This window comes from Pseudomonas sp. MT3, assembly GCF_054720805.1.
In genome coordinates this window covers 26,421-52,721 of record NZ_JBTVPY010000035.1, presented here as the reverse complement: position 1 = coordinate 52,721, position 26,301 = coordinate 26,421, and the positions used below count along the sequence as shown (strand labels likewise).

Here is a 26,301-nt window from a genome sequence, read left to right as displayed (position 1 = left end):
GCTGAACCTGCCGGCGATCGTCACCACCGACCTGCGCCTGAACGAACCGCGCTACGCGTCGCTGCCGAACATCATGAAGGCGAAGAAGAAGCCGCTGGACGTGGTGACCCCGGACGCCCTGGGCGTTTCCACCGCTTCCACCGTGAAGACCGTGAAAGTCGAAGCGCCGGCTGCCCGCAGCGCTGGCGTCAAGGTCAAGTCCGTTGCCGAACTGGTCGAGAAACTGAAGAACGAGGCGAAAGTAATCTGATGGCTATCCTGGTAATCGCTGAGCACAACAACGGCGCACTGGGCGCTGCCACTCTGAACACTGTCGCTGCCGCACAGAAGATCGGTGGCGACATCGCTGTCCTGGTCGCTGGCCAGAACGTCGGTGGCGTGGCTGAAGCCGCTGCCAAGATCGCCGGTGTTTCCAAGGTGCTGGTCGCCGACAACGCCGCCTACGCTCATCAGCTGCCGGAGAACGTTGCTCCGCTGATCGCTGCTCTTGTTGGTGAGAATGGGGGCAAGGGTTACAGCCACGTGCTGGCGCCGGCCACCACCAACGGCAAGAACTTCCTGCCGCGCGTCGCCGCGCTGCTGGACGTCGACCAGATCTCCGAGATCATCGACGTGGTCAGCGCCGACACCTTCAAGCGCCCGATCTATGCCGGCAACGCCATCGCGACCGTGCAGTCCTCGGCCGCCGTCAAGGTCATCACCGTTCGCGGCACCGGCTTCGACGCCGCGGCTGCCGAAGGTGGCTCCGCCGCCGTTGAAGCGGTTTCCGGCCCGGCGGATGCCGGCAAGTCCGCCTTCGTCGGCGAAGAGCTGGCCAAGTCCGACCGTCCGGAACTGACCGCTGCCAAGATCGTCGTTTCCGGCGGCCGTGGCATGGGCAACGGCGACAACTTCAGCATCCTTTATGCCCTGGCCGACAAGCTGGGTGCCGCCGTCGGCGCTTCCCGCGCCGCGGTCGATGCCGGCTTCGTGCCGAACGACATGCAGGTTGGCCAGACCGGCAAGATCGTCGCGCCGCAGCTGTACATCGCGGTGGGCATCTCCGGCGCCATCCAGCACCTGGCGGGCATGAAGGACTCCAAGGTCATCGTGGCGATCAACAAGGACGAAGAGGCACCGATCTTCCAGGTCGCCGACTACGGCCTGGTGGGTGACCTGTTCGAAGCTGTGCCGAGCCTCGAAGCGGCAGTCTGAGGACTGCCAACACTCCGGGACCTTGCGGTCCCGGCGCTTTTCTCCTCCGGACTGGTTGGCACACCCCATATACAAGGGGCAGAGCCAGTAATGACCAGTGCTCCGGCGTGACAGCAGCCATAACCTGCTGCTCAAACCGGACGAAGAAGGGCTGGTGGAGGGCGAGCGCGTCCAGGCCCAGCCGCGCCTACAGAGCCTCAACGAAGAACTGGCTGCCCTAGGTACTTGTCCTTGTGCCTCGGCGGCGTCGCGGGCTTCGCGCAACTGGTGGTTGAGCGTATCCAGTTCACGGGTGCGGGTGGCGACGCGCTGCGCCAGCCATGATCTGCTGCAGCCGCTGAACGCCGCGCGGCTGCTGCTCTCGACCTTCCGCGAGCGACAGCTGAACAAGCCGGTACGAGGACGGTGCTCAGTTCGCTGGTGCAGGGGTAGGGTGGGGGAGTCCGGGAGACTGCCCTCCGACCCGCGCGACCACAGATCGGTTATTCCACAGACCGATGTGGATGAAACTAGAGTTTGCGGTATTTCCGCAGGCGACGAACCGGCATGGAGCGCTTGCTGCAGCAAGGAGGTCAGTATGAAAGCGCTACTGCTGTTGCTCAGCGTCAGCCTGTTCATCGCACCTGCCGTGGCCAGTGAATGGGATCGCGACGATCCGAAACCAGACCAACCCAGTCCGGTCGAGAGTCCGGCACCGGCGCACGAGGTTTCCCCACCGAACGGCCTTCATCCAGCGTCAGCGAGTACTGTGCCGGCCTCAACCGCCATCACCAATAGCGCTGGGAATATGGTGGCGGGGATCGAGGTGGCGCGCAGGATCTTCAGCGCAAGGATAGGCGGCAAGCCTCGTCGCTGTGATGCCGCAGTCATTGACTTCCCGCGCTGGGAGGGCTTTCCCGTACAGCGTTGCGACTACTATGACACGGGGGTACGCGTTAAGACCTACATGCTCAACCCTTCGATTTATCAGCTCTCCCGATGGACTGTGACCGCCTGCAAGGACGCCGGGGCGATCAACATGCGGGACTGTGTCAGCGTCGTAGCCGAGACCATTATCACGGCCTCAACCGGTGTCTTTCCCGTCTCGGGATTCATACCGGAGCCCGCCAAACCTGCAGGCCGGCACAGCAGTCAAATGCTTTGCCTCCTGTTCAGGGATGGTGTGACGGTGCATTCCGCCCAGTTCGTCGAGGCTCCCGCAGCGGTCAATGGAACCTGTCCATCCGTGGATCACGGAGCATTGGTAACCCGTGCCATGCCATTCGCTCGAGTCGCATCGACCACGCGTGATGAATATCGTGCTCATGGTGGGGCTATCTTCGTCGGAACCGATGGCGACGGTAGCGCGCACTGGCTGGATGTCGTTCGCAAGCTTTATCAGAGGGCCTGGACCAGTGAGCGTAACGAGCTGATTTCAGCGAAGGCCGTGGCCATGCATTCACAGCATCTTTTTGAGTGATTCGAGAGCAGAGAGGGAAAGGAGCATCTACCATGCAATATTGAATTTAACATAATATAGATTATGCGAACTATAAGGTTCGCACGCGGCGATCAGGTATCAGGGAATGCGCCCATAGCGCCCCGGCATCAAAACCTCACCAGCGTGATTCTGAGGCCATTCTCTGTCCACGGAGTTCTCAGTGACGCGATCGCTACCGTGCCTGCTCAGTTCGTCCCGGCCACGTTCGTTGCACCGACCGATTACTCGTAAGCGCTTTCGGTTTCTTAAAAACGGGAATGGCAAATTTGAAGAACCTATCGCTGGATTGCAGGACGACCAGTCGAGCCGTCGCTCACGTGTCATTGCTGCAAAAGTGCATGCGCCGTTTCTCTGGAGAAGCCTCCCGAGGCTTCAACGTAGCGCAGCGCGGACTTCGGATCGCGCCAGCCGACATAGCTCATCAGCGACTTTTGGTCCCATCCATTACGCGTGGCCCAGGTCGCGAATCCGCGCCGCAGTGAATGGCTGCTGTAGCGCTCAGCTGGAAGTCCGGCCCCCTTAAGGATCTTTCGCAGCAGCGGGATCACGCTATGGGGATGCAGCGCTTGCGCGGCCACGTGCCCCCAGCGATCGACACCCCGGAATACTGGCCCTTTGGTTTCGCGCATTTCGTCGCACCAGTCCTGGTAAGCCTGTACAGGACACAGTCTCGCCAGTGCTGGCGCCTGGTAAGTCTGCCCGCGATTGTCGCGGTCGACTTTGCTCCAGGGTAAGTAGATCGCCATCCCCTTCCCTGGCGTAACCGCGATGAATTCAATTTCCAGGCGGCACAACTCATCGCTGCGGAACGCGCGCCAGAACCCTATCAGGAGCAAGGCGCGATCTCGCAGGCAGCGCCGGCGAGTAGGCAAGTCAGTGGATGCGCGAATTCCCTGCTCCAGCCAGATGACGCACTGTTCCAGCTCTTGAAGCTGCAGCGGAGAGGCCTGCTTCTCTTGGCGCGGGTGCAGGAAGCGGATGCCTTTGAGTACCTGCCTTACAACCGGGGCCTTCGTCGGATCGGGAAAACCTTGACTGAGATGCCACTGCGCCAGGGCCGCCAATCGCGTCTTGAGTGTGTTGGCACTGAGCACGCCCGCATGATCGGCCAGGTAGCGCGCGATGGTCTCGCTCGTGGCCGGCAGAAACCCTCCCCAGCTCACCTCGAAGTGCTCGATGGCGGCTCGGTAGCTGCGCCGCGTATTGCTACGCGTAGCTGCTTCTATATACCGATCCACTTCTTGGCTCATCACCACCCTCCTCTACCTTTCGTACCGGCCTGCTGCTGGAGATAGGTACGTCTTTACCTATCACACGTGATAATTCGTGATTATCCAATCTCAAACTAATGAGCACAAACGTTGATTATTCTTGATAAGATGCTACGTATTTACGTATTACATACCACATTACGAAATCATCGGAGACCATATGGCACGCGGCGGAGTCACCAAGTTCCTGGTACAGAAGGCCCGCGTAGCCATACTGGCGCGAGGGGAAAATCCGAGTATCGACGCCTTGCGTGTCGAGCTGGGTAATACGGGCTCGAAATCCACGATCCATCGCTACCTGAAGGAGATAGAGGCCGAGAACGCGCCCGCTGTCGGGGCGCCGCGTACGCTCAGCGAGAATCTGACCGAGCTGGTGGCGCAACTGGCTGGCCAGTTGCAGCAGGAGGCACGGCAGTCCGTTGCGGAAGACAGAGCCGCCCTGTCCCGCGAACGCCTGGACTATCAGCAGCAGGTACGGAACGCCCAGGCGCAGATCGATCCGCTGAAGGCGGCCGTACACGCGTTGGAAGTTCAGTTGCAGGATGCTCGCGAGCAGTTCCAGGCGGTTCAGGAGCAGAAGCACCAGAGCGACCTGGCGAACGCCCGCCTGCGCCAGGTGGGCAGTGACCTGGAAACCCGTCTGCGGGAACGGGATGCGCAGATTCTCTCGCTTGAGGAGAAGCACAATCATGCCCGCCTGGCGCTGGATCACTTTCGCCAGGCGGCCAAGGAGCAGCGCGAGCAGGAGCGCCGGCAGCAGGAGAGCCAGGTCCAGCAGCTCGGGGGCGAGCTCCGGCAGTTGCAGCAGTCTTTGATCGTGCGTCAGGATCAGTTGACCCAGCTCAACCGGGACAATGAGCGCCTGCTCACCGAGGCGCGCTTGCTGCGCAATGAGCAGGAAGCGAAGCATCAGCAGCTCATGCGGGAAACCCTGGCCTCCGAAGTGCTCCGGCAGGACAAGGCCAGGATTGACGGGCAACGCATCGAGCTCGAGGAAAGAAACCAGGAACTGGCCGACGAGCTTCGCCTGTCACAACAACTGCTACGAGAGCAGGCCATCCGGATGGTCGCGCTCGAGGAGCAGGTTCGGCACGCCAGCCAGCGCGAGACGCCTGAGGCGGCAGCGCCCGAGTGACGGGGATGCAGGCGCCCTCCGCGCTTGCCGCAGGTTCATGAGGGTGCCACGCCCTCCTGCTCGAACGCATCGGCAAGGAAATCGATCAGCTTGCGGACTGCGGGCATGAGGCCGCGACGGGAGGGAAATATTGCAACCACGTCGCCCATTTTCGGGAACCAGCCGTCGAGCACGCTGACCAGCCTGCCGCTGGCCAGGTCTTCGCTCACCACCTCTTCCGGAAGAAGCACGACCCCGACGCCCGCCAGCGCACCCTCGCGCAGCACGGATATGTCATCGGATACGATCCGTGGGCGCAGGTGGATGGACGCCGAGGCACCATTCGGTCCGTCCAGCTCCCAGATGTAGTCCTGGACGTGCGGTCCCCAGCAAAGACTGGGCAGTTCGACGAGATCCGCCGGCCCCAATACCCTGTCCGCCCCGGAAAGCATCGTGGGAGCCGCCACCAGGCAGTAACGGCTGAGCGCCAGTTTCCGCATGACCAGCTCGCTGCTTTCCAGCGGTTGATGACGGACGCTCAGGACCAGATCGAAGCCCTCGCTGATGACGTCGACACGGCGATTGAAACTCTTGACCTGCAGTTCGACCACCGGGCATTGCGCCATGAAGCGCGCCAGCATGGGCGCAAGGCGCGAGTCCAGCAACGCCGTCGTGCAGGCCACCCTGACGACTCCACGGGGCTCGGCCCGGCTGCGCTCGATCGTGTCCTCGGCGGCCAGGGCCTGCTCCATCATCGCCACGCAGTACTGGTAATACTCCAGGCCGATTTCAGTGACGGAGAAGTGCCGAGTCGAACGCTGAATCAGCCGCACTCCCAGGCGCTCTTCCAGCCTTGAGACACGGCGGCTCAAGCGCGACTTGGGCAGCCCCAGCACGCGGCCCGCGGGGGCGAATCCACCGTGCTCGACCACTTTGGCGTACAGGAACAGGTCGTTCAGATCAAACATGGAAACTGGCCATCCACACCCTCGTCAACATTATTTCGAACCTACTCATGAAGGGTGACACTCGCAGTATTCCTCGCCCATTCGCGCAATGGGCGTAACGGGGTGGCGCCGGACAGGCGTCATCCCGGTGCTGATGGGACATTCGGGTAACGGATCAGGCACGCTGCGTGACGCGCTTCGACAGCCGGTTACGGCAGGCAGTCAGGATCGGCTGGACGTACGGCATCGCGCTCATCCAGTCCTCAGAACAGGCTGATCGGGTAATCGACGATCAAGCGGTACTCGTCGGCGCTGGAGTTACCCCGGGTGTTGCCTGGGGCGGTATAGCCGTCACCTTCGCGATGGGACGCCCAGCGTGCCGTCAGCGACAGTCCCTTCGCCGGCCCCGCTGGCACCTGGTACTTGAGGGCGAGGTCACGCTCCCAATGCTTGGCGTGCTTCCCGTCCGGGTTATAGATGTAGCCATAGCCGACGCTGTTGGGGTCCACACGGGTCAGGTCCGCCTCGCCGCGCGTATAGGCCGCGATGAACTGCAGTGTCGGCGCGTTGAGGAAAGTCAGGGGTGTTTCGTACTGCACTCGCCAGGACTTTTCTCCCGGTCCGTTGAAGTCGGCGAACTGCTGGGAGTTGCTCAGGTACAGGAAGATCCGGTCGTTCTGCGTGAGGTAGTCGAAAGGCGTTCGGCCATCGACCTTCTGCAGCCCGAGGGTCAGCGTCTGGCCGTAGGCGGTGGCGGCAATCCCGGCACTGTAGGTGTCGTTGTCGATCGTCCCCAGCTGACCGCGACCCTGGTCGCGCGTCCTGAAGTAGTGCAGGTAGGGCTTGAGTACCAGGGTGTCGTTCACCGGGATGGCGTCCGAGAGCCCCAGGTAGTACTGATTCCAGATGTCTTCGAGCTGGCCGCCATAGGCCGACAGCTGCATGCCCCACGGGCCGCTGTAAATGGCGCCCGCCCAGCCCACATGCGGGCTTTCGCGATCCGCCGCGACGCCGGCCTTGTTGCGCGCGCCGTAGGCGGTGACCAGGTGACTATGCCCGCTCTGGTTGCGCAGGCGGGTGGACTCCACGAAGCCCGCATCCAGCCAGAGGTCCTGCAGGCTGTGGTTCTTCAGCGTGACGCCACGATATCCCTGGGGAAACAGGCGGCTCATCCCGCTGGCGATCAGCGGGTTTTCCACCATCTGGTCACCCGCCCTTACCAGGGTATCGAGGTACCTGAGCTTGAGCGCGGCGCCCGCGCTGGAAAAGTCGTCGCCGGGCTTGAGGGCCGAATCCAGCGGCAGCACGCCGGCGCCGCCGCTGCCACCGCCGCCATCCAGCTTGATGCCCAGGAAGCCGTGGGCATCGACACCCACGCCAATGGGCGTGTCGGTGAAGCCGGACCTGAACGAAAGCAGGAAGCCCTGGGCCCACTCGGTCGGGTCGCGGGTGACCAGGTCCGAGTGATTGTCGCGCTGCAGGTAGTAGTTCCTGACCAGGCCGTCCAGCCGAGCGCCCTCCACCAGCCCCGGCGGGATGGAGAGCTCGACGGCCTGCCGCTCATTGATGCCCGTGAAGATGTTGTCCTTCTGTCCAAGGGAGTTGTCGGCCTGGGCGGGCAACGCCAGGAACAGGCCGACGCCCAGGGGCCACAGGCGTCGTTCGACGAATGGGGACCTCATCGTCGAAACGTTCAGGTTCGCCAGGGCAACGGAGGCGCAACCAGGCGAGGGCCGTCGAACCCCTCCACCTCGCCGAACCGGGCGCTACCCTCCTCCCATTCACGTTGTGCCTGGGCGATCCCTTCCTTGCTGTGCCCTACGAAGTTCCACCAGAGGAAAATTTCCTCGCCGAAGGGCACACCTCCGAGCAGGACGGCGCGGGCGTCAGCCGATGCCGTCAGATCGACCGCTTCCAGCCCCCGGCCGAGATAGGCGAACTCGTTCGTGGCAAAGACCTCGCCGTTGATCCGCCACTCGCCCGTCAACGGCAGAACGCCGTACTCGTAGCTCCGCTCCAGGCCAAGCCGGGTGCTGGCCGCCTGCGCCTTCGTGACCAGATCGAGCCCTACCAGGGGCGAGAAGATGCACGTGGGAGCCTTGTATTGCCCGAAGCTCCCGGCCAGGAGCGTCAGGTCGAAGCCATCGGCCTGCCATTGGGGCAGGCTCGCGTAGTGATCGAACATCGGCGGACGATCGCTGGCGGAAGCCGGCAAGGCGATCCACAACTGGACCGCGTGCAGTCGATCCTCGCCCGGCAGGGACTCTTCGGTGTGGGTGATCCCGTAACCGGCGGTCATCAGGTTCACCTGGCCGGGCCGGATCACCTGGACATTGCCCAGGCTGTCGCGGTGGAGCACTTCGCCCTCGATCATCCAGGTGAAGGTCTGCAGTCCGGTATGCGGATGCGGACCGACGCGCAGTCCACTCCCGGAGGTGAAGACCGCCGGGCCGGCATGGTCCAGGAAGCACCAGGCCCCGACCATGCGGCGGTGCCGTGAAGGCAGCAGCCGGCTGACCGAAATGCCGCCACCGACTTCGGCGCTGCGCGAAGTGATCCGCTGGATGGCCCGCACGCCGTCGTTCATCGGGCAGTCGGCGGACGACGACAGCTCGCATTGGGTTTCGTGTGTACTCATCATCAGATCTCCCTGGCCACCGGGATACCCACGACCTCGACCAGCGGGTGCCTCGGTGCGTGTGTCATTCCACCAGCACACTGGTAATGCGGACTTCACCGCTCAGCACCTTGTGAATGGGGCAGGCATTGGCAATTTCCAGCAGGCGCGCCCGCTGTTCGTCCGTCAGCGCGCCGGACAGGCGGATATCCCGTCCGATCTCCACCTGCGACGCTTGCCCCAGCCGTTCCTGCACAACGCTCAGGTCCACATCGATGGACTCCAGCGGTATGCCCTTGCGCTGCGCGTACATGGCCAGCGTGATGGAGGTGCAGGCGCCAAGGGCGGACAGCAGCAGCTGGTGCGGCGTCGGCCCGGTATCTCCACCGCCCAGTTCGGCGGGAACATCGCCGAGCCACGCATGCTGACCATCGCTCACCTTCACCTGGTATGCCACGCCCCCGTAGGATGCACGGACTGTGGGTTCTGCCATGAAAACTCCTGAGTTGAATGTCGAACCGGACGGCCCCGGGCCCGCCAAACGAGGAGCCATGCGCAAGGTCATGGCTGCTCGCTCGTGACAGGCCTGACGAGGCTCGCCGTGGCGGTCAGGTGCGCTGGGAATCCAGTTGCTCGTGATTGGTCGCGACCGACTGGGCCTTCATGTAGCTCTCGATCAGCAATTGATAGTGCGGGAACACGGCGCTGTAGGCTTCCGCCCACTGGGCGGCATCCGCGCGGTTCCAGGTCTGCTGGACTTCGGAGCAGACCGCGGCGGTGTCCATCGGCACCACGCCGGCCTGCACCACCCGCGCCAGGGTGATCTCCTGCGCCATCTTCGAATACGTGCCGGACGCATCGATCACGGCGAAGACCTGATAGCCGGCGTTCACCGCGCTGATGCTGGGGAAGGCCATGCACACGCTGGTGATGGTGCCGGCGATGATCAGTTGCTTGCGTCCCGTCTTTTCCACGGCGGCAACGAAGTCGGCGTTGTCCCAGGCATTGATCTCTCCCTTGCGTGCCACGTACTGGGCATGGGGTGCGGCTTCGTGGATTTCCGGGATCAGCGGGCCGTTGGGGCCTTGCGGCACCGAGGCGGTGGTGATGACCGGGATCTTCGCCAGGGTGGCGATCTTCGCCAGGGTGATGGCATTGGCACGCAGCGTGGTCATCGGCATGTCCTTGACCGTCTGGAACAGACCGCTCTGGTGGTCGATCAACAACATCGCTGCGTTATTGGGATCGATCTTGGGAATCTGGCCGTTGAAGTTGGCGACTTGTGCGAAATTGCTCATAGCTCTTTCCTCGTTCTCGGGTAGAAGGCCATCCAGGCCGTAGCCCCGCATTCCGCCGCGGGGATTTATCAGGTTAGTTACGCACTTGCATGACGTTGCGACCGTCAGTCGTTCAGTTGGCCGAACCGACCACTTTCGAAGTCCTGGACCGCCTGACGTATTTCGCTTTCGCTGTTCATCACGAAGGGCCCATAGCCGACAATCGGCTCATCGATGGGCTCGCCGGCCAGCAGCAGCACCTGAGCGTCCCCGTTCGCCTCCAGCAACACCTCGTCATCGGCCCGGTCGAACAACACCGTCTGGGCCTCCCGCACGAGCTCGCTGCCGTTCACCAGCAAGGTGCCATGCAGGACCACCAGGGCCGCGGTGTATCCAGGGACCAGTGGCAGGCTGAGCGGTTTTTCGCGCTTGAGCCGCAGGTCCCAGACGTCGATGGGGGTGAAGGTCCGGGCGGCGCCCTGCTGCCCGGCGAACTGCCCGGCAATCAGGCGAAGCGTGCCGGCGCCATCGGCCAGCGCGATGCTGGGAATGGCGCTGTCGAGAAGGGTCTGGTAGCGCGGAGCCGACATCTTGTCCCGGGCCGGCAGGTTGACCCACAGCTGCACCATCTCCAGGGTTCCGCCGCTGCGGCTGAAGGCTTCGGAGTGGAACTCTTCATGCAGGATGCCCGATGCCGCCGTCATCCACTGCACGTCGCCGGGGCCGATGCGCCCGCCCGCGCCAGTGGAGTCGCGATGCTCCAGTTCGCCCTGGTAGACGATGGTGACCGTCTCGAAACCGCGATGGGGGTGCTGCCCCACGCCCCGGCGGCCCGGCGTCGGCGGAAAGTCTTGCGGCCCGGCGAAGTCGAGCAACAGGAAGGGACTGATGTGCTTGCCCAGGCTGTCGTAGGAAAACAGCGTGCGAACCGGAAACCCGTCGCCCACCCAATGGGGCCTTGGGCTGGTATAGACACCCAGAATCTTCTTCATTGCGCACCTCCCGCAACCAACGGCAGTAACGGTAGTTCCGCAACGATGTTCCCGGTAGAGCCATAAACTGCTCCTCAGAGTTCCATTCCCGGAACACTGCTTCCGCTTCCACCGGTGATCAGGCCGTCCGGTGGACTGCGTGTAGGTGGGCCTATTCCTACGAATGACTGAAGATATTCAGGCGACGGCAGAACCCGGCTGAAGCTGCCAGCAGCCCCGGAGCCGCAACGTGAATCCCGCGCGGCTCCGGGGCTCGCTAACGTCGCGGTCACGCCACGACGGGAATCAGCGGGTCGGCGGCGGCCAGCGCCACGGCACGGTCAGCCGCCGGTGGGTAGATCCACTGGGTGTTGATCTGGGTCTTGAGCTGCTTGCCCTCCTCCCCCGTCAGCTTGACCTGGCGGTCCCAGCCTTCGGTATACACCGCGCCCCAGCCGCCCAGGTCCAGGCAGGTGACGTACTTGGGTTGGCTGTAGGGAATCGGCGCGACGCCCAGCAGGTCGGCGGCGGCGTTGTTGCCGGCCGAGCGGCCCAAGGAGATGGCGTGCTGGCAGGTCATCAGAGCATGGTTGCCGAGGTCGTCGGTGGCGGCGTAGGCGGTGTCGCCGGTGGCGTAGATTTCATCCTGGCCCAGCACCTTGAGGTTGCGGTCGACGTGCAGGCGGCCGCGCGGGCAGCGCGGAGCATCGATCTGCGCGGTCAGCGGCGAGGCTTTCACGCCGGCGGCCCAGATCACCGTGCGGGTTTCGATACGCTCGCCATTGGCCAGGGTCACGCCATTCTCATCCACCGAGCTGACCGGCGCGCCCAGGCGCCAGGACACACCGAGGGTTTCGCTGGCGTGGGCGATGATCTCGGCGATCGAGTCGCCCATCGCCGCGCCGATGCGCTGGCCCGGATCGACGATGATCACATTCAGCGCAGTCTCCTCGCCCAGGATCGCCCGCAACCGGCCGGGCATCTCGGTGGCCGTCTCGATGCCGGTGAAGCCGCCGCCGACCACAACCACGGTGTTGCGCGCCGGGCTCTCCGGCAGCGCGGCCAGCGCGTGCAGGTGTCGCTCCAGCTCCACTGCCGACTCGAGGCTGTCCACGTCGAAGGTGTGACGGTCGATGCCCGCCGCCGCTGGCCGCGCCACTTCGCTGCCGGTCGCCAGCACCAGACGGTCGTACGGCAGTTCGTGCGACTGGCCATCGGCACCGGTGTAGCGCACGCGGCGGGCCTGGCTGTCGATGCCGGTGGCGCTGCCCTGGATGAAGTTGACGCCGACCGCGTCGAACAGCGCGCCCAGTGGCACGGTGGTACCGGCGACGTTGTGTTCGTAGAAGCGCGGGCGGATGCGCAATTCGGCCTGCGGTGCGAGCAGCGCGACCGCCGCGTCCGCGCCCTGCCGGTCGAGCAGGCGTACCGCGCTGAGGGCGCTCCAGAGGCCGCCGAAGCCGGCGCCGACGATCAGGATCTGTTGTTTCATGACATGCTCCAGAAAGAGGTCGAGGGGGAATCTCACCGGCCTGCTGCCGGACTACGGAGCGAATTGTGCGGGCAACGGTGGCCGAGGTATTTATCCAATTCCCGGTAAAACGACGGGGCCACTTCCGGGGCCGGGCACTGTCCTCCCCCCCGCCGCATCGGAGCCAGGAGGCACCTCGCGGTTCATGCCATGTCGCTACGGCTGAACTCCTCGGCGAGGAAGTCGATCAGGGTCCGCACCGACGGAAGCAGGCCACGCCGCGACGGGAAGATCGCATGGACGATCCCGCACCTGGGGGTCCAGCCCGGCAGCAGCTCCACCAGTGCGCCGGAGGCCAGGTCCTCGCGCACTGCGACCCTCGGCAGGTGTGCGATACCGACCCCCGCCACCACGCTGTTGCGCAGGGCCAGCAGGTCATCGGTGACCATGCGCGGCCGGTGCGCAATCACCAGCCGCTCGCTATCGGGATTGAACAACTCCCACTGGTACTCCCGCTGCGAAGCGCCCCAGTGCAGGCTCGGCAGGCTGCCGAGGTCCTCGGGCCGGAAGTTCCCTGACAAGCGCGCCACCAGTTCCGGATGCCCCACCAGGCATTGGGTACTGTTGGCCAGTACCTTCATCACCATGTCGGTGTTCTCCAGCGGCGGGAAGCGCACTCGCAATGCCACGTCGAACCCCTCATGGAGCAGATCGACGCGCCGGTTGGTGCTCTCGATGAACAACTCCACCATCGGGTACTTGAGCATGTAGCGCGTCAGCATCGGCCCCACCCAGGAATTGAGCAGTGTCGTCGGACAGGCCAGGCGCACCAGCCCGCGCGGCTCGCTGCGGTTGCGTTCGATCACTTCCGCCGCGCCCTCCGCCTCTACCCGCATGGCCAGGCAACGCTGGTAATACGCCTGGCCGATCTCGGTCAGCGAACAGTGCCGGCTGGTGCGCTGCAGCAGGCGCACGCCCAGGCGCTCCTCCAGCTCGGCCACGCGCCGGCTGAGCTTGGACTTGGGCATGTCCAGAGCGCGGCCGGCCGCAGCGAAACCACCATGCTCCACCACCTGGGTGAAGTAGTAGAGGGTATTCAAGTCTTCCATTGTCGTTCCCCATATAGAACGCTAGAGATGATTTTTGCAGTCTAGCGCACCAAGGGTGTCGTTTTTAATCTTTTGCCACGCAGCCAACGCGCTGCAAACCGCCTGAGGGTTCACTACCCGACGGCCCTATCCCAAGGCATTGCGAGGAACGCACCATGACGACTTCTTTCACCTACAACCGTCTCGACAAGAACAACGCCGCCGTTCTGCTGGTGGATCACCAGGCCGGCCTGCTCTCGCTGGTTCGTGATATCGAGCCGGACAAGTTCAAGAACAACGTCCTGGCCCTGGCCGACCTGGCCAAGTACTTCAAGCTGCCAACCATCCTCACCACCAGCTTCGAAACCGGCCCCAACGGCCCACTGGTGCCGGAACTCAAGGAAATGTTCCCCGATGCGCCCTACATCGCCCGCCCCGGCAACATCAATGCCTGGGACAACGAAGACTTCGTCAAGGCGGTCAAGGCCACCGGCAAGAAGCAACTGATCATCGCCGGCGTGGTCACCGAGGTGTGCGTGGCCTTCCCGGCGCTCTCGGCACTGGAAGAAGGCTTCGAGGTGTTCGTGGTGGCCGATGCATCCGGCACCTTCAACGAAGTCACCCGTGACGCTGCCTGGCGCCGCATGGAGGCCGCCGGCGCACAACTGATGACCTGGTTCGGCGTGGCCTGTGAGCTGCACCGCGACTGGCGCAACGACATCGAAGGGCTGGCCGCGCTGTTCTCCAATCACATCCCGGATTACCGCAACCTGATCACCAGCTACAACGCCCTGAGCGGAGGCAAGTAAGGCGCCACGCAGGCCGGCACCTTCCAAGAGGCGCCGGTCTTGCGGCATCGGCAGGCATTTGAGGCATCATTTCAGATGCTGGGCCAGAGTGACGCCAGCTTCCGCTTCCCAGCCCCCGATAGAAACGCCCCGTGAGCCGGCAGGCACAGGGGGCGTTGGTCCCAACGATCAGCGCAGATCGAACCGATCGAGATTCATCACCTTGGTCCAGGCCCTGGCGAAGTCATCGACGAACTTCTGCCCGGAGTCGGAGCAGGCATAGACCTCCGCCAATGCCCGCAGTTGCGAGTTGGAGCCGAACACCAGGTCGATGCGGGTGCCGGTCCATTTCACCTCGCCGGTCTTGCGATCGCGTCCTTCGTACAGCTCGTTGGCAGAGGATGTCGGTTTCCATTCCGTGCCCATGTCCAGCAGGTTGACGAAGAAGTCATTGCTCAGGGTGCCCGGCTTGCCGGTGAACACGCCATGCGGCGACTGGTCGACGTTGGCGCCCAGCACGCGCAGGCCCCCGACCAGGACGGTCATTTCCGGCGCGGTCAGGGTCAGCAGTTGTGCCTTGTCCACCAGCAGGTGTTCCGGCAGGACCGGGTACCTGGCCTTGAGGAAGTTGCGGAAACCATCGGCGCGCGGCTCCAGCATGCCGACCGACTCCACATCGGTCTGCTCCTGGCTGGCGTCCATGCGCCCCGGCGCGAAGTCCACGGCGACACCGTAGCCGGCATCCTTGGCGGCCTTCTCGACGGCGGCGCTACCGGCCAGCACGATCAGGTCGGCCAGGGAGATTTTCTTGCCACCGGCGGCGGAACCGTTGAAATCGCCCTGGATGCCTTCCAGCACCTTGAGCACCTTGGCCAACTGCGTGGGCTGGTTCACCGGCCAGTCCTTCTGCGGTGCCAGGCGGATGCGCGCGCCGTTGGCGCCACCGCGCTTGTCGGAACCACGGAAGGTGGACGCCGAGGCCCAGGCGGTGGAAACCAGTTCCGAGACGCTCAGCCCGGAAGCCAGCACCTTGGCCTTGAGCGCCGCCACGTCGTTGGCATCCACCAGAGGATGATCGACCGCGGGGATCGGGTCCTGCCAGATCAGTTCTTCAGCCGGTACTTCCGGGCCCAGGTAGCGGGCGCGCGGGCCCATGTCGCGGTGGGTCAGCTTGAACCAGGCGCGGGCGAAGGCCTCGGCCAGTTGCTCGGGATGCTCGTGGAAACGCCGGGTGATCTTTTCGTAGATCGGGTCGGTGCGCAGCGAGATGTCGGTGGTGAGCATGGTCGGGCCGCGGCGCTTGTTCGGGTCGAACGGGTCCGGGATGCTGCCCGCCCCGGCGCCATGCTTGGGCTGCCACTGGTGGGCGCCGGCCGGGCTCTTGGTCAGCTCCCATTCGTAGCCGTACAGGTTCCACAGGAAGTTGTTGCTCCACTTGGTCGGGGTGGAGGTCCAGACCACTTCCAGGCCGCTGGTGATGGCATCGGTGCCCACCCCGGTCTGGTAGCTGCTGCGCCAACCCAGGCCCTGTTCTTCCAGGCCGGCGGCTTCCGGGGCGGCTCCGACATTGTCGGCGGGGCCCGCGCCGTGGGTCTTGCCGAAGGTGTGGCCGCCGACGATCAGCGCCACGGTTTCCTCGTCGTTCATCGCCATGCGCGCGAAAGTCTCGCGGATGTCGATGGCGGCCGCCAGCGGGTCGGGGTTGCCGTTGGGGCCCTCCGGGTTCACGTAGATCAGGCCCATCTGCACGGCGGCCAGCGGGTTTTCCAGGTCGCGGTCGCCGGTGTAGCGCTCGTCGCCCAGCCAGGTCCTCTCGTCGCCCCAGTAGACGTCCATGTCCGGTTCCCATACGTCTTCACGACCGCCGGCGAAGCCAAAGGTCTTGAAGCCCATTGACTCCAGCGCGACGTTGCCGGTGAGGACGATCAGGTCGGCCCAGGAGAGCTTGTTGCCGTATTTCTGCTTGACCGGCCAGAGCAGCCGGCGGGCCTTGTCCAGGCTGACGTTGTCCGGCCAGCTGTTGAGCGGGGCGAAACGCTGTTGTCCGCGCCCCGCGCCGCCCCGGCCGTCGCCGATGCGGTAGGTGCCGGCGGCGTGCCAGGCCATGCGGATGAAGAGCGGGCCATAGTGGCCGAAGTCAGCCGGCCACCAGTCCTGCGAGTTGGTCATCACGGCCCGCAGATCCTGCTTCACCGCGTTGAGGTCGAGGCTCTTGAACGCCTCGGCGTAATCGAAGGATTCCTCCATCGGATTGGACTTGGAGGAGTGCTGGTGGAGCAGGTCCAGCCTCAGCTGATTCGGCCACCAGTCACGGTTCGTCGGGCCGCCACCAGCGGTGTGGTTGAACGGGCAGCTCGCTTTTTTTTCGTCACTCATCACAGGCTCCTTATCTGCGCCCATGCAGCGGCGCTGTGGCTTCACTTAACCCTCAGAAGATAGATCAAATGAGAGACAGCGCTATGACTGAGCCATTGGAGTTATTGATCGGTCGATGCGGTAAAAGGCTATGACCGCCCGAGGGGCCGAACTTGAGCGTCCCCTCCTCCCGGACATTCGCCCCGTTCTAGACCGGATCAGGAACAACCTGGCTGTCGTTGAGGTATGACAGCCTTTTATGTCGGACCAGCGGTTAGGGTTGCATCAGACCCTTCCTACTTCGGCATACGCCGGGAGTCCAATATGACCGCAATGCGACCCGACGGAGGCAACGTCGCCCAATCCGGTGCGGGAGACTGGCACCGCAAGAGCGTGGAGCAGACCCTGGCCGATCTGCAGACCGGCACGGACGGCCTTGCCCCCGACGAGGCCTGCACCCGGTTGTCGCGCGTCGGCCCCAATGCGCTGCCGGCCAAGGCATCCGAACCGATCTGGCTGCGCTTCATGCAGCACTTCAACGACGTGCTGATCTACATCCTGCTGGTGGCCGCGGTGGCAACCGCGCTGATGGGCCACTGGACCGATACCCTGGTAATCCTGCTGGCGGCGGTGATCAATGCCAGCATCGGCTTCTTCCAGGAGAACAAGGCGGAAAAGTCCCTGGCGGCCCTGCGCGGCATGCTCAGCAGCAGCGCCCGCGTGGTGCGCGGCGGACAGAAGATCGAGGTGGACGCCAGCGAGCTGGTGCCCGGCGACATCGTGATCCTGCGTCCCGGCGACAAGATTCCCGCCGACGTGCGCCTGTTCGACGTGCACCACCTGCAGGTCGAGGAATCCATGCTCACCGGTGAATCCCTCACCGTGAGCAAGCACGCCGATGCGCTGGAGCGGGATGCGTTGCTGGCCGACCGCACCAACCTCGGTTTCTCCGGTACCAACGTCAGCGCCGGCAACGCGCGCGGCGTGGTGGTCGAGACCGGTCCGTCCACCGAACTGGGCCGCATCAACCGGATGATCGCCAACGTCGATGAAAGCGAAACGCCGCTGCTGCGACAGATCGGCGAACTGGGCAAGCGCATCTTCCAGTTGATCGTCGGGATGATGCTCGCGCTCTTCGTCGTCGGCTTCTTCTGGCACGACTACCCGTTCGGCGAACTGCTGCTGTCGCTGATCAGCCTCGCCGTGGCCTCGGTGCCCGAGGGCCTGCCGGCCATCGTCTCGATCATCCTGTCCCTGGGCGTGCAGCGCATGGCGCGCAACAAGGCGATCATCCGCAAGCTGCCGACGGTGGAAACGCTGGGCGCGATGAGCGTGATCTGCTCGGACAAGACCGGCACCCTGACCATGAACGAGATGACCGTGAAGAGCGTGCTGCTCGCGGACGGTCTCTACGGCGTGGGGGGCCAGAGCTACGAGCCCAAGGGGCGCATCACCTTCGGTGGCGCGGGCGACGCGCCGGACACGGCGCAACAGGGTGTGCTGGAAGCCTTCATTCGCGCGGTGGACATCTGTAACGACAGCAGCCTGCAACGCGATGACGAGGGTCGCTGGACAGTGGTTGGCGGGCCCACCGAGGGCGCGCTGAAAGTGCTGGCGCGCAAGGCGGCGCTGCCGGAGATCGAGTTCCGCAAGTTCGGCAAGATCCCCTTCGACTCCGCCTACAAGTACATGGCCCGCCGCTGCGACGTCGCCGGGCAGAACCTGATCTACCTCAAGGGCGCGCCGGACGTGCTGCTGCGCATGTGCCAGCAGCAACTGGGCACCGACGGTGCGCAGCCGCTGGACCACGACTACTGGGAACGCGAGATGCACCACATCGCCGGCCAGGGGCTGAGGATGCTGGCGGCGGCCTACAAGCCGGTGCAGCCCGACGACGGCGTGATCGACCATGAAGACCTGCAGCACGGCATGATCTTCCTCGGCGTCGCCGGCCTGATGGACCCGCCGCGCCCCGAGGCCATCGAAGCCATCGCCCTGTGCAAGCGCGCCGGCATCCAGGTGAAGATGATCACCGGCGACCACCCCGACACCGCCGTGGCCATCGCCGGCATGCTCGGCATGGGCCACGAGCTGCAGGCCATGACCGGGCAGCAACTGGAGCAGGCCGACGACGAGCAGTTGAAGTCCCTGGCCATGCAGTACTCGGTGTTCGCCCGCACCAGCCCGGAGCACAAGCTGCGCCTGGTCCGCGCGCTGCAGGCCAATCGGCAGGTGGTGGGCATGACCGGCGACGGAGTGAACGATGCGCCGGCGCTGAAACAGGCCGACGTAGGGATCGCGATGGGTATCAAGGGCACCGAGGTGACCAAGGAAGCCGCCGACATGGTGCTCACCGACGACAACTTCTCCACCATCACCAACGCCGTGCGCGAGGGCCGGCGCGTCTACGACAACCTGAAGAAGACCGTGCTGTTCATCCTGCCGACCAACATGGCCCAGGGCCTGCTGATCGTCATGGCGATCCTCGCTGGCGCGGTGATTCCGCTGGCGCCGCTGCAGATCCTGTGGATGAACATGGCGACCTCCACCACCCTCTCCTTCGCGCTGGCCTTCGAACCGGGCGAGCCGGGGATGATGCGGCGCCCGCCACGCAATGCGAAGGAATCGATCCTCAACGGCTTCGCCGTCTGGCGGGTGCTCTACGTGGGCGGACTGCTCACCGCCGCGGCGTTCCTGCTGGAAGCCTGGATGGTCAGCAACGGCCAGGACACCGACCATATCCGCACCATGATCCTGCACACCCTGGTCACCGCGCAGTGGGCGTACCTGTTCAACTGCCGCCTGCAGGAAGCGTTCTCGCTGAACATGGCGCTGCTGCGCAACGGCGCGCTGCTCACCGTGACCCTGGCGCTGATCCTGCTGCAGTGCTTCGTGATCTACGTGCCCTTCATGCAGAACGCCTTCCATACCGTCGCCCTGCCCTTCAGCGGCTGGCTGATTTCGCTGGGCATCGGCATCGCAGTGTTCTTTGCGGTGGAGCTGGAGAAGCACCTGGTCCGGCACTGGAAGGCCGCGCGCGGCCGGGTTCGGGCATCGCCATGAAAACCGGGGCCCAGGCCCCGGTTTTCGTCTGCATGACTGGGCGCCGAAGGGTTCAGAGCGCCAGGTCGTTGGCGGCCTTCTCGGCCGGTGCGGCAGTCGCGGACGGCGTGGCGGGAGTCAAGTCAATGGCCGGCGGCGGGTCCAGTTGCAGGACGTCGCTGGTGTAGGCCCACTCCTGCCGGGTCTTCTCCGGATTGTCGTTCAGCCGGGTGCCGTAGCTCGGGACGATCTGGCGGACCTTCGCCTGCCATTGCGGCGTGGCGAGTTTGTCCTTGAACACCTTCTCCAGCACGCTGAGCATGATCGGCGCGGCGGTGGAAGCGCCCGGCGAGGCGCCCAGCAGGCCGGCAATGCTGCCGTCGGCGGAAGCGACGATCTCGGTGCCGAGCTTCAGCACGCCGCCCTTGTCCGCGTCGCGCTTGATGATCTGCACGCGCTGGCCGGCCTGCCACAGGCGCCAGTCCTCGGCCTTGGCTTCGGGGAAGTATTCGCGCAGCGCGGCGAGACGATCGTCGTCGGAAAGCATCAGCTGGCCGGCGAGGTATTCCACCAGCGGGTACTCGTCGATGCCCACGCGGGTCATCGGCCAGACGTTGTGCACGTTGGTGCTGGCCAGCAGGTCGAGGTAGGAACCTTCCTTGAGGAACTTGGTGGAGAAGGTGGCGAAGGGTCCGAAGAGGATCACGCGCTTGCCGTCGAGCACGCGGGTGTCCAGGTGCGGCACGGACATCGGCGGCGCGCCGACCGACGCCTTGCCGTAGGCCTTGGCCAGGTGCCGCTGGGCGATGGTCGGGTTCTCGGTGACCAGGAACGAGCCGCCCACCGGGAAGCCGGCGTAGTCCTTGGCTTCCTCGATGCCGGATTTCTGCAGCAGGCGCAGCGCGCCGCCGCCAGCGCCGATGAAGACGAACCTGGCGTCGGTCTGGGTGACGCTGCCGTCCTTGAGGTTCTTGTACTCAACGCGCCAGGTGCCGTCGTCGTTGCGGGTGATGTCCTCGACTTCGCTGGAGAGCTTCAGGCTGAAGTTCGGCTGGCTCTGCAGGTGCGCGGCGAAGTGGCGGGTGATCTCGCCGAAGTTCACGTCGGTGCCGATGGGCGTCCAGGTGGCGGCGATCTTCTGCGCCGGGTCGCGGCCCTGCATCATCAGCGGCACCCACTTGGCGATCTGCGCCGGGTCCTCGGAATACTGCATGCCACGGAACAGCGGGCTCTGCTGCAGGGCTTCATAGCGCTTCTTGAGGAAGGCGATGTTGTCATCGCCCCAGACGAAGCTCATGTGCGGGGTGGTATTGATGAACGAGCGCGGGTTCTTCAGTACGCCGTTCTGCACCTGCCAGGCCCAGAACTGACGGGAGATCTGGAACGACTCGTTGATCTCCACGGCCTTGGCGATGGTGACGTTGCCGTCTTTATCCTCGGGGGTGTAGTTCAGTTCGGCCAGGGCGGAGTGGCCGGTGCCGGCGTTGTTCCAGCCGTTGGAGCTTTCCTGGGCGACGCCGTCGAGGCGCTCGACCATCTCCATGCTCCAGCCGGGCTCCAGCTCGTTGAGCCAGACGCCCAGGGTGGTGCTCATGATGCCGCCGCCGATCAGCAGCACGTCGACTTTCTTGGTTTCCGCGAAGGCGGGCGCGCAATTCACTGCCAGAGCGAGGCCCAGCAGCGCCCCGCTAACTTTCTTGATCATCGAAAGGTTTTCTCGTCGTTAGGGCTTGGCCTGCCCCACCGGCGTCATTCAGCGTGAAGGCCGGGCCCGGCGCGCAAGGGTGCGCACGATGGGCAAGGCGACAGATGACGAGGATGAGTCAGGGCTCAGTTCCCTCCTCCGCCGGCTCTGTGGCCTGCTCGATGGAATGAGGGACGTCCTGCGCAGAGAGGCTTTTGTTGTAGGAAGAATGCATGGTCTGCTGAAACGTTTGTGCATTCTATAGAAAGCGAACTGCATCACCAACCTTTACAGTCAACTATCAATGGTCCGAGTCACGCGCAGGCCGTTTCTTCTTGTTTCAACCCGAGCTTCCCGACATGCGTACAAGCGGACCCTGTCCGCGATAGATCCGTATAGCGCCCAAGCGTTCGCGAGCAAGCTCGCTCCTACAGGCTCGGCATCGGAGCGCTTTTCGTAGGAGCGAGCTTGCTCGCGAACCTGCCCCAGCACCGGCCTACCCGGCAAATCGACCACAGCCCCACGCACCACAACGTTACCGAAGCGCACCGCCAGCGCGCACGAATCGCGCTGCCCGTTACCGTTTCGCCCCTTCCCCCGCCGCAATTCCTACGCCACTTCCCTATGCCCACCGCTCTACCCCGCCCAATTTCGATCGTTTCGCCATCCTTGGCACGGCAACTGCTTTATTACATACATGGATAATTGGATCCATAAATCCAAAGGAGCGATCCCATGCGCCTGGTACCCGCTGCCCGCCCGCCGATGAGCGCCGAAGACGAGGCTTACGACTATCTCCTCCAGGCCATCTGCACCGGCCGCTACAAGACCGGCGACCGCCTGGTGGCCGAAGATATCGCCAGCGAGATCGGCATGAGCCGCATGCCCGTACGCGGCGCCTTCAAGCGTCTGGACGCCGAGGGCCTGGTGACCCTGCGGCCCAATCGCGGGGCCATTGTCAGCGGCCTGAACATCGAGGAAATGCGCGAAGTCTTCGAGATGCGCAGCGCCCTGGAGGGCCTGGCCATCCGCATCGCCGTGGCGAAACTCTCCGAACGCGACATCGCCCGCCTGGAACGCATGCTCGACGAGATGGACGATTACCGCGACGACAGCGCCGAGTGGGTCAGCCGCCACCGCGCTTTCCACGAATACCTCTGCAGTCTTGCCGGGCGTCCGCGCCTGCTGCGCCAGATCACCGCGCTGTACTCGGTGATCGAGCCGCACATGCGCCTGTGGCTGCAGCACGTCGACAAGCCCATGAGCGCCCGCGAGGAACACACCGTGATCCTCGACGCCCTGCGCTCGGGCGATGCCCGCGAAGCCGAGCGGGTGATCTGCGACCACATCGAGGGGACCATTCCCTCTCTCGCGAAATTCCTGGAGGCGCAAGCCACCTGAGCCGCCATTCACGGAGCGCGCAAGCCACCCAAGCCCGATCCACCAAAGAGAGGAAGCAACGGGCGCCTAGACCCGTACTTCTGTGTCCCTGAACTGCCCCTGGCAACCCCACCCCGGAGCTCAACATGTTCGAACGCAGGATCCCACAGTGCCTTCTCGCCCTTTGCCTGGCCGCGCCCCTGGCGCACGCCGAGGTGAAGATTCCCGACCGTTTGCAGAACGTCGACAAGGTGACCTTCTGCGGCGGCATGGACTCGCCGCCGATGGGGTTCTATGACGCCTCGCAGAAGCTCACCGGGGTGACCATCGACCTGGGCGAGGCGATCGCCAAGCGTCTGGGCGACAAGAGGATCGACTGGCGCATCACGCCCTTCTCCGGGCTGATCCCGGCGCTGCTCGCCGGTCAGTGCGACATGCTGGTGGACCAGCTGTTCGACAAGCCCGAGCGGCGCGAAGTGATCGACATGGTCAACTACATGTACTCCAGCCAGGCCGTGGTGGTCGCTAAGGGCAACCCCGAGGGCATCCGCACGCTGGACGATCTCTCCGGCAAGAAGGTCGCGGTGCTCAACGGCTCGACCATCCGCACCCTGCTCGATGCCCACAACGAGAAGCTGGCCAAGGCCGGCAAGCCGCCGATGAAGGTGGTGGTCTACAACACCGATACCGACGCCTTCCAGTCCCTGCGCATCCGCCAGACCGACGCCTACGGCACCACCGTGGAAACCGCCGGCTACTACCAGAGCATGGCGCCGGACCTGTTCGAGATCGGCGTGCCGGCCTTTGCGCGCATCCTCACCGGCCTCGGCATCCGCAAGGACGACAAGCAACTGAGTGAAGCCGTCACCCAGATCATCAAAGACATGCAGGCCGACGGCAGCTATGCCGCGCTGCTGGCCAAGTGGCACATCGAAGGCGACAAACTGGACTGAGGTAACGAGCCATGAACTTCAGTTGGGACGTTTTCTGGCAATACCTGCTGCGGCCGAGCGACATCTACCTCTACGGCCTCTGGCTGACCTGCGTGATCGCTGTCAGCGCCATGCTCCTGGGCTGCGTGCTCGGGCTGCTGGCGGCGCTGATGCGGCTGTCGTCCAACCCGCTGCTGCAATACCCGGTGCGCTTCTACGTGTGGCTGATGCGCGGCACGCCGTTGCTGGTGCAGATCGTCTTCCTTTACACCGCGCTGGCCGCCGGCGGGATCTTCCGCTTCGAGGACCTTGACCTGGGGCTGTTCATCCTGCCGGGCAACATCCAGGCGGCGATCATCGCCCTGGGGCTCAACGAAGGCGCCTACATGGCCGAGATCATCCGCGCCGGCATCGGCGCGGTGGACAAGGGCCAGTACGAGGCCGGCAAATCCCTGGGGATGACCTTCCCCAAGCTGATGCGCCGCATCGTGCTGCCGCAGGCCTTCCGGGTGATCGTTCCGCCGCTGGGCAACGAGTTCAACGTGATGCTGAAGAACACCACGCTGGTCAGCGTGATCGGCGTGCAGGAACTGCTGCTGAGCACCCAGATGGTCACTTCGGCAACCTTCCGCGTGTTCGAGCTGTACCTGGTCGTGGCGATCTACTTCCTCGCCCTGACCACCCTGTGGGGCTTCTTCCAGCGCTGGCTGGAAGTGCGCTTCGGCAAATCCGACGGCCACACTGCCGCACCGAACCGCCTGTTTGGCCGGCAGGCGATGAAACTGCTGAGGGGGCGTTGAGATGATCCCGGACATGAAAGACGTGGTGATCCAGGCCCGCGACGTGCACAAGGCCTTCGGCGAGCTGGAGATCCTCAAGGGCGTGTCCCTGGAGGTGCGCCGTGGCGAAGTGGTGGTGCTGATCGGCGCCTCGGGCTCGGGCAAGACCACTTTCATCCGCTGCATGAACCACCTGGAAGACATCCAGGGCGGCAGCATCCGCGTCAACGGCGAGCTGATGGGCTACCGCGAACGCCCGGACGGCAAGCTGGTGCGTGACTCGGAAAGCAATATCGCCCGCCGTCGCCGTGACATTGGCATGGTGTTCCAGCGCTTCAACCTGTTCCCGCACATGACCGTGCTGGAGAACATCATCGAAGCGCCGACCCAGGTGCTCGGCGTGCCCCGTGGCGAAGCGCTGGATCAGGCCCGTCGCCTGCTGGCGCGGGTACGCCTGTCGGACAAGGCCGAGCACTACCCCGGCCAGCTCTCCGGCGGCCAGCAGCAGCGCGTGGCCATTGCCCGCGCCCTGGCGATGAAGCCCCAGGCCATGCTCTTCGACGAACCCACCAGCGCCCTCGACCCGGAAACCGTGGGCGAGGTGCTGCAGGTGATGAAGGAGTTGGCCGACGAAGGCATGACCATGGTGGTGGTCACCCACGAGATGGGCTTCGCCCGCGAAGTGGCCGACCGCGTCGTCGTTCTTCACCAGGGCGAGCTCATCGAAGAAGGTCCGCCGGCGCAGGTCTTCGGTAATCCGCACCACCCGCGCACGCGGGAATTCCTAAGCCGCGTTCTCTAACGATAAGGACAAGTCATGCGTAAACGCGTTCTGTTTCTGACCCTCCTCGCCTGCGCCACCGCTGTGCAGGCTGACGACAAGCTGGTGCGTTTCTACAACTGGTCCGACTACATGGGCCCGGACACCCTGAAGAACTTCGAGAAGGACACCGGCGTCGAGGTCCAGTACGACGTCTTCGATACCAACGAGATGCTCGAGGCCAAGCTGCTCTCCGGCCACTCGGGCTACGACCTGGTGGTGCCTTCCAGCCAGTTCCTCACCAAGCAGATCAACGCCGGCGTCTACCAGAAGCTCGACCGCGCCCAACTGAGCAACTGGAAACACCTCGACCCGCGCCTGATGAAGCGCCTGGAAGCCGCCGACCCCGGCAACCAGTACGCCGTGCCCTACATGTGGGGCACCGTGGGCATCGGCTACAACTACGACAAGGTCAAGGCTGCCCTGGGCGACAGCGCCCCGCTGGATTCCTGGGACCTGATCTTCAAGCCGGAGAACCTGGCCAAGCTGCACGGCTGCGGCGTCGCCTTCCTCGACGCACCAGTGAAGATCATCCCGCAGGCGCTGCACTACCTCGGTCTGAACCCGAACAGCACCAACCCGGACGACTACACCAAGGCCTCCGCCCTGCTGCAGAAGCTCGCCCCGTCGATCACCTACTTCAACTCCTCCAAGTACACCACCGACCTCGCCAACGGCGACATCTGCGTGGCGGTCGGCTACTCGGGCGACGTGATGCAGGCGCAGACCCGCGCCCGGGAAGCCGGCAAGAAGATCGACGTGCGCTACGTGATCCCCAAGGAAGGCGCCAACCTCTGGTTCGACATGCTCGCCATCCCGCGCGATTCGAAGAACCCCAAGGGTGCCCACGCGCTGGTCAACTACCTGCTGCGCCCGGAAGTGATCGCCCCTGTCAGCGACTACGTCGGCTACGCCAACCCCAATCCCGACGCCACGCCGCTGCTTGACCCCAAAGTTCGCGACAACCCCGGCATCTACCCCAGCGACGCGGTGATCGAGAAGCTCTACGTCTCCGCCGACCTGCCGCCGAAAATCCAGCGCGTGATCACCCGCGAATGGACCCGAATCAAGACTGGCCAATGACCTTCGAA

The 26,301-nt window shown here is 64.4% G+C and carries 22 protein-coding genes and 1 pseudogene; 12 read left to right on the top strand and 11 right to left on the bottom strand.

The window, feature by feature from the left end; translation table 11 throughout:
• From ACYCAX_RS25485 to ACYCAX_RS25470, 4 genes and pseudogenes are all read left to right on the top strand, one after another.
• Positions 1-250 (top strand): electron transfer flavoprotein subunit beta/FixA family protein (locus tag ACYCAX_RS25485; RefSeq protein ID WP_460249130.1); only part of this gene is annotated, 250 nt, incomplete at its 5' end.
• On the top strand, positions 250-1,194 hold the full coding sequence (locus ACYCAX_RS25480; RefSeq protein WP_015477206.1) for an electron transfer flavoprotein subunit alpha/FixB family protein: 945 nt from the start codon (positions 250-252) through the stop codon (positions 1,192-1,194). The genes ACYCAX_RS25485 and ACYCAX_RS25480, both read left to right, overlap by 1 nt.
• 121 nt (positions 1,195-1,315) lie before the next feature.
• A pseudogene (locus tag ACYCAX_RS25475) lies at positions 1,316-1,579 on the top strand (hybrid sensor histidine kinase/response regulator); the annotation flags it as partial.
• Between the two features lie 192 nt (positions 1,580-1,771).
• Positions 1,772-2,653: a hypothetical protein gene (locus tag ACYCAX_RS25470; RefSeq protein ID WP_460249132.1), complete on the top strand. Its 882-nt coding sequence runs from the start codon at positions 1,772-1,774 to the stop codon at positions 2,651-2,653.
• 341 nt (positions 2,654-2,994) lie between these two features.
• On the opposite strand, the gene ACYCAX_RS25465 is transcribed toward ACYCAX_RS25470, so the two are convergent.
• Positions 2,995-3,924 carry a site-specific integrase gene (locus ACYCAX_RS25465; protein ID WP_294973081.1) on the bottom strand — a complete coding sequence of 310 codons (930 nt, stop codon included), beginning with the start codon at positions 3,922-3,924 and terminating at the stop codon, positions 2,995-2,997.
• 181 nt (positions 3,925-4,105) lie between these two features.
• Here ACYCAX_RS25465 and ACYCAX_RS25460 point away from each other — a divergent pair, with 181 nt between their 5' ends.
• Positions 4,106-5,080 carry a DNA-binding protein gene (locus tag ACYCAX_RS25460; RefSeq protein WP_460249129.1) on the top strand — a complete coding sequence of 325 codons (975 nt, stop codon included), beginning with the start codon at positions 4,106-4,108 and terminating at the stop codon, positions 5,078-5,080.
• A 35-nt stretch (positions 5,081-5,115) separates the two neighbouring features.
• Here ACYCAX_RS25460 and ACYCAX_RS25455 read toward each other — a convergent pair whose 3' ends face one another.
• The 8 genes from ACYCAX_RS25455 to ACYCAX_RS25420 all read right to left on the bottom strand — a co-directional run bounded on the left by ACYCAX_RS25455 (position 5,116) and on the right by ACYCAX_RS25420 (position 13,451).
• Positions 5,116-6,027, bottom strand: coding sequence for a LysR substrate-binding domain-containing protein (locus ACYCAX_RS25455; RefSeq protein WP_294973085.1), 912 nt, complete (start codon positions 6,025-6,027; stop codon positions 5,116-5,118).
• Between the two features lie 242 nt (positions 6,028-6,269).
• Complete coding sequence (locus ACYCAX_RS25450) at positions 6,270-7,688, bottom strand: OprD family porin (protein WP_015477237.1); 1,419 nt, start codon at positions 7,686-7,688, stop codon at positions 6,270-6,272.
• 11 nt (positions 7,689-7,699) lie between these two features.
• Complete coding sequence (locus ACYCAX_RS25445; protein ID WP_460249131.1) at positions 7,700-8,644, bottom strand: pirin family protein; 945 nt, start codon at positions 8,642-8,644, stop codon at positions 7,700-7,702.
• 64 nt (positions 8,645-8,708) lie between these two features.
• Complete coding sequence (locus ACYCAX_RS25440) at positions 8,709-9,116, bottom strand: OsmC family protein (RefSeq protein ID WP_015477239.1); 408 nt, start codon at positions 9,114-9,116, stop codon at positions 8,709-8,711.
• Between the two features lie 115 nt (positions 9,117-9,231).
• Positions 9,232-9,921 carry a hydrolase gene (locus ACYCAX_RS25435; RefSeq protein WP_460249128.1) on the bottom strand — a complete coding sequence of 230 codons (690 nt, stop codon included), beginning with the start codon at positions 9,919-9,921 and terminating at the stop codon, positions 9,232-9,234.
• Positions 9,922-10,025: 104 nt separating this feature from the next.
• Positions 10,026-10,892: a pirin family protein gene (locus ACYCAX_RS25430; RefSeq protein WP_294973094.1), complete on the bottom strand. Its 867-nt coding sequence runs from the start codon at positions 10,890-10,892 to the stop codon at positions 10,026-10,028.
• A 268-nt stretch (positions 10,893-11,160) separates the two neighbouring features.
• Complete coding sequence (locus ACYCAX_RS25425; protein ID WP_294973096.1) at positions 11,161-12,363, bottom strand: NAD(P)/FAD-dependent oxidoreductase; 1,203 nt, start codon at positions 12,361-12,363, stop codon at positions 11,161-11,163.
• Positions 12,364-12,545: 182 nt separating this feature from the next.
• On the bottom strand, positions 12,546-13,451 hold the full coding sequence (locus ACYCAX_RS25420) for a LysR substrate-binding domain-containing protein (protein ID WP_015477243.1): 906 nt from the start codon (positions 13,449-13,451) through the stop codon (positions 12,546-12,548).
• A 155-nt stretch (positions 13,452-13,606) separates the two neighbouring features.
• On the opposite strand from ACYCAX_RS25420, the gene ycaC reads away from it, so the two are divergent.
• Positions 13,607-14,239, top strand: a complete 633-nt coding sequence (gene ycaC / locus ACYCAX_RS25415) for an isochorismate family cysteine hydrolase YcaC (RefSeq protein WP_460249127.1) — start codon at positions 13,607-13,609, stop codon at positions 14,237-14,239.
• Positions 14,240-14,407: 168 nt separating this feature from the next.
• Here the strand turns inward: ycaC and katG are convergent, their stop codons facing one another.
• Positions 14,408-16,594: a catalase/peroxidase HPI gene (gene katG, locus ACYCAX_RS25410; RefSeq protein WP_015477245.1), complete on the bottom strand. Its 2,187-nt coding sequence runs from the start codon at positions 16,592-16,594 to the stop codon at positions 14,408-14,410.
• A 303-nt stretch (positions 16,595-16,897) separates the two neighbouring features.
• On the opposite strand from katG, the gene ACYCAX_RS25405 reads away from it, so the two are divergent.
• Positions 16,898-19,636, top strand: a complete 2,739-nt coding sequence (locus tag ACYCAX_RS25405) for a cation-transporting P-type ATPase (protein WP_460249126.1) — start codon at positions 16,898-16,900, stop codon at positions 19,634-19,636.
• A gap of 52 nt (positions 19,637-19,688) precedes the next feature.
• Here the strand turns inward: ACYCAX_RS25405 and mqo are convergent, their stop codons facing one another.
• The gene (mqo, locus tag ACYCAX_RS25400) at positions 19,689-21,320 is read right to left on the bottom strand and encodes a malate dehydrogenase (quinone) (RefSeq protein ID WP_460249125.1); all 1,632 of its coding nucleotides are present in this window, start codon (positions 21,318-21,320) and stop codon (positions 19,689-19,691) included.
• A gap of 714 nt (positions 21,321-22,034) precedes the next feature.
• Between mqo and ACYCAX_RS25395 the strand changes: the two genes are divergently transcribed.
• From ACYCAX_RS25395 to ACYCAX_RS25375, 5 genes are all read left to right on the top strand, one after another.
• Positions 22,035-22,700 carry a GntR family transcriptional regulator gene (locus tag ACYCAX_RS25395; protein WP_015477248.1) on the top strand — a complete coding sequence of 222 codons (666 nt, stop codon included), beginning with the start codon at positions 22,035-22,037 and terminating at the stop codon, positions 22,698-22,700.
• 125 nt (positions 22,701-22,825) lie between these two features.
• On the top strand, positions 22,826-23,632 hold the full coding sequence (locus ACYCAX_RS25390; RefSeq protein WP_460249124.1) for an ABC transporter substrate-binding protein: 807 nt from the start codon (positions 22,826-22,828) through the stop codon (positions 23,630-23,632).
• An 11-nt stretch (positions 23,633-23,643) separates the two neighbouring features.
• Entirely contained in the window at positions 23,644-24,411 is a 768-nt protein-coding gene (locus ACYCAX_RS25385; RefSeq protein ID WP_460249123.1) for an amino acid ABC transporter permease, read from the top strand.
• Between the two features lies 1 nt (position 24,412).
• Positions 24,413-25,192 carry an amino acid ABC transporter ATP-binding protein gene (locus ACYCAX_RS25380; protein ID WP_081518195.1) on the top strand — a complete coding sequence of 260 codons (780 nt, stop codon included), beginning with the start codon at positions 24,413-24,415 and terminating at the stop codon, positions 25,190-25,192.
• A gap of 15 nt (positions 25,193-25,207) precedes the next feature.
• Complete coding sequence (locus tag ACYCAX_RS25375) at positions 25,208-26,293, top strand: polyamine ABC transporter substrate-binding protein (protein WP_460249122.1); 1,086 nt, start codon at positions 25,208-25,210, stop codon at positions 26,291-26,293.
• The last annotated feature ends 8 nt before the right edge of the window (positions 26,294-26,301 follow it).

Bases quoted from the DNA above. Each gene is read 5' to 3' on its own strand.
- ACYCAX_RS25480 (WP_015477206.1), top strand. From the start codon at position 250: ATGGCTATCCTGGTAATCGCTGAGCACAACAACGGCGCACTGGGCGCT.
- ACYCAX_RS25470 (WP_460249132.1), top strand. From the start codon at position 1,772: ATGAAAGCGCTACTGCTGTTGCTCAGCGTCAGCCTGTTCATCGCACCT.
- ACYCAX_RS25465 (WP_294973081.1), bottom strand. From the start codon at position 3,924: ATGAGCCAAGAAGTGGATCGGTATATAGAAGCAGCTACGCGTAGCAAT.
- ACYCAX_RS25460 (WP_460249129.1), top strand. From the start codon at position 4,106: ATGGCACGCGGCGGAGTCACCAAGTTCCTGGTACAGAAGGCCCGCGTA.
- ACYCAX_RS25455 (WP_294973085.1), bottom strand. From the start codon at position 6,027: ATGTTTGATCTGAACGACCTGTTCCTGTACGCCAAAGTGGTCGAGCAC.
- ACYCAX_RS25450 (WP_015477237.1), bottom strand. From the start codon at position 7,688: ATGAGGTCCCCATTCGTCGAACGACGCCTGTGGCCCCTGGGCGTCGGC.
- ACYCAX_RS25445 (WP_460249131.1), bottom strand. From the start codon at position 8,644: ATGAGTACACACGAAACCCAATGCGAGCTGTCGTCGTCCGCCGACTGC.
- ACYCAX_RS25440 (WP_015477239.1), bottom strand. From the start codon at position 9,116: ATGGCAGAACCCACAGTCCGTGCATCCTACGGGGGCGTGGCATACCAG.
- ACYCAX_RS25435 (WP_460249128.1), bottom strand. From the start codon at position 9,921: ATGAGCAATTTCGCACAAGTCGCCAACTTCAACGGCCAGATTCCCAAG.
- ACYCAX_RS25430 (WP_294973094.1), bottom strand. From the start codon at position 10,892: ATGAAGAAGATTCTGGGTGTCTATACCAGCCCAAGGCCCCATTGGGTG.
- ACYCAX_RS25425 (WP_294973096.1), bottom strand. From the start codon at position 12,363: ATGAAACAACAGATCCTGATCGTCGGCGCCGGCTTCGGCGGCCTCTGG.
- ACYCAX_RS25420 (WP_015477243.1), bottom strand. From the start codon at position 13,451: ATGGAAGACTTGAATACCCTCTACTACTTCACCCAGGTGGTGGAGCAT.
- ycaC (WP_460249127.1), top strand. From the start codon at position 13,607: ATGACGACTTCTTTCACCTACAACCGTCTCGACAAGAACAACGCCGCC.
- katG (WP_015477245.1), bottom strand. From the start codon at position 16,594: ATGAGTGACGAAAAAAAAGCGAGCTGCCCGTTCAACCACACCGCTGGT.
- ACYCAX_RS25405 (WP_460249126.1), top strand. From the start codon at position 16,898: ATGACCGCAATGCGACCCGACGGAGGCAACGTCGCCCAATCCGGTGCG.
- mqo (WP_460249125.1), bottom strand. From the start codon at position 21,320: ATGATCAAGAAAGTTAGCGGGGCGCTGCTGGGCCTCGCTCTGGCAGTG.
- ACYCAX_RS25395 (WP_015477248.1), top strand. From the start codon at position 22,035: ATGCGCCTGGTACCCGCTGCCCGCCCGCCGATGAGCGCCGAAGACGAG.
- ACYCAX_RS25390 (WP_460249124.1), top strand. From the start codon at position 22,826: ATGTTCGAACGCAGGATCCCACAGTGCCTTCTCGCCCTTTGCCTGGCC.
- ACYCAX_RS25385 (WP_460249123.1), top strand. From the start codon at position 23,644: ATGAACTTCAGTTGGGACGTTTTCTGGCAATACCTGCTGCGGCCGAGC.
- ACYCAX_RS25380 (WP_081518195.1), top strand. From the start codon at position 24,413: ATGATCCCGGACATGAAAGACGTGGTGATCCAGGCCCGCGACGTGCAC.
- ACYCAX_RS25375 (WP_460249122.1), top strand. From the start codon at position 25,208: ATGCGTAAACGCGTTCTGTTTCTGACCCTCCTCGCCTGCGCCACCGCT.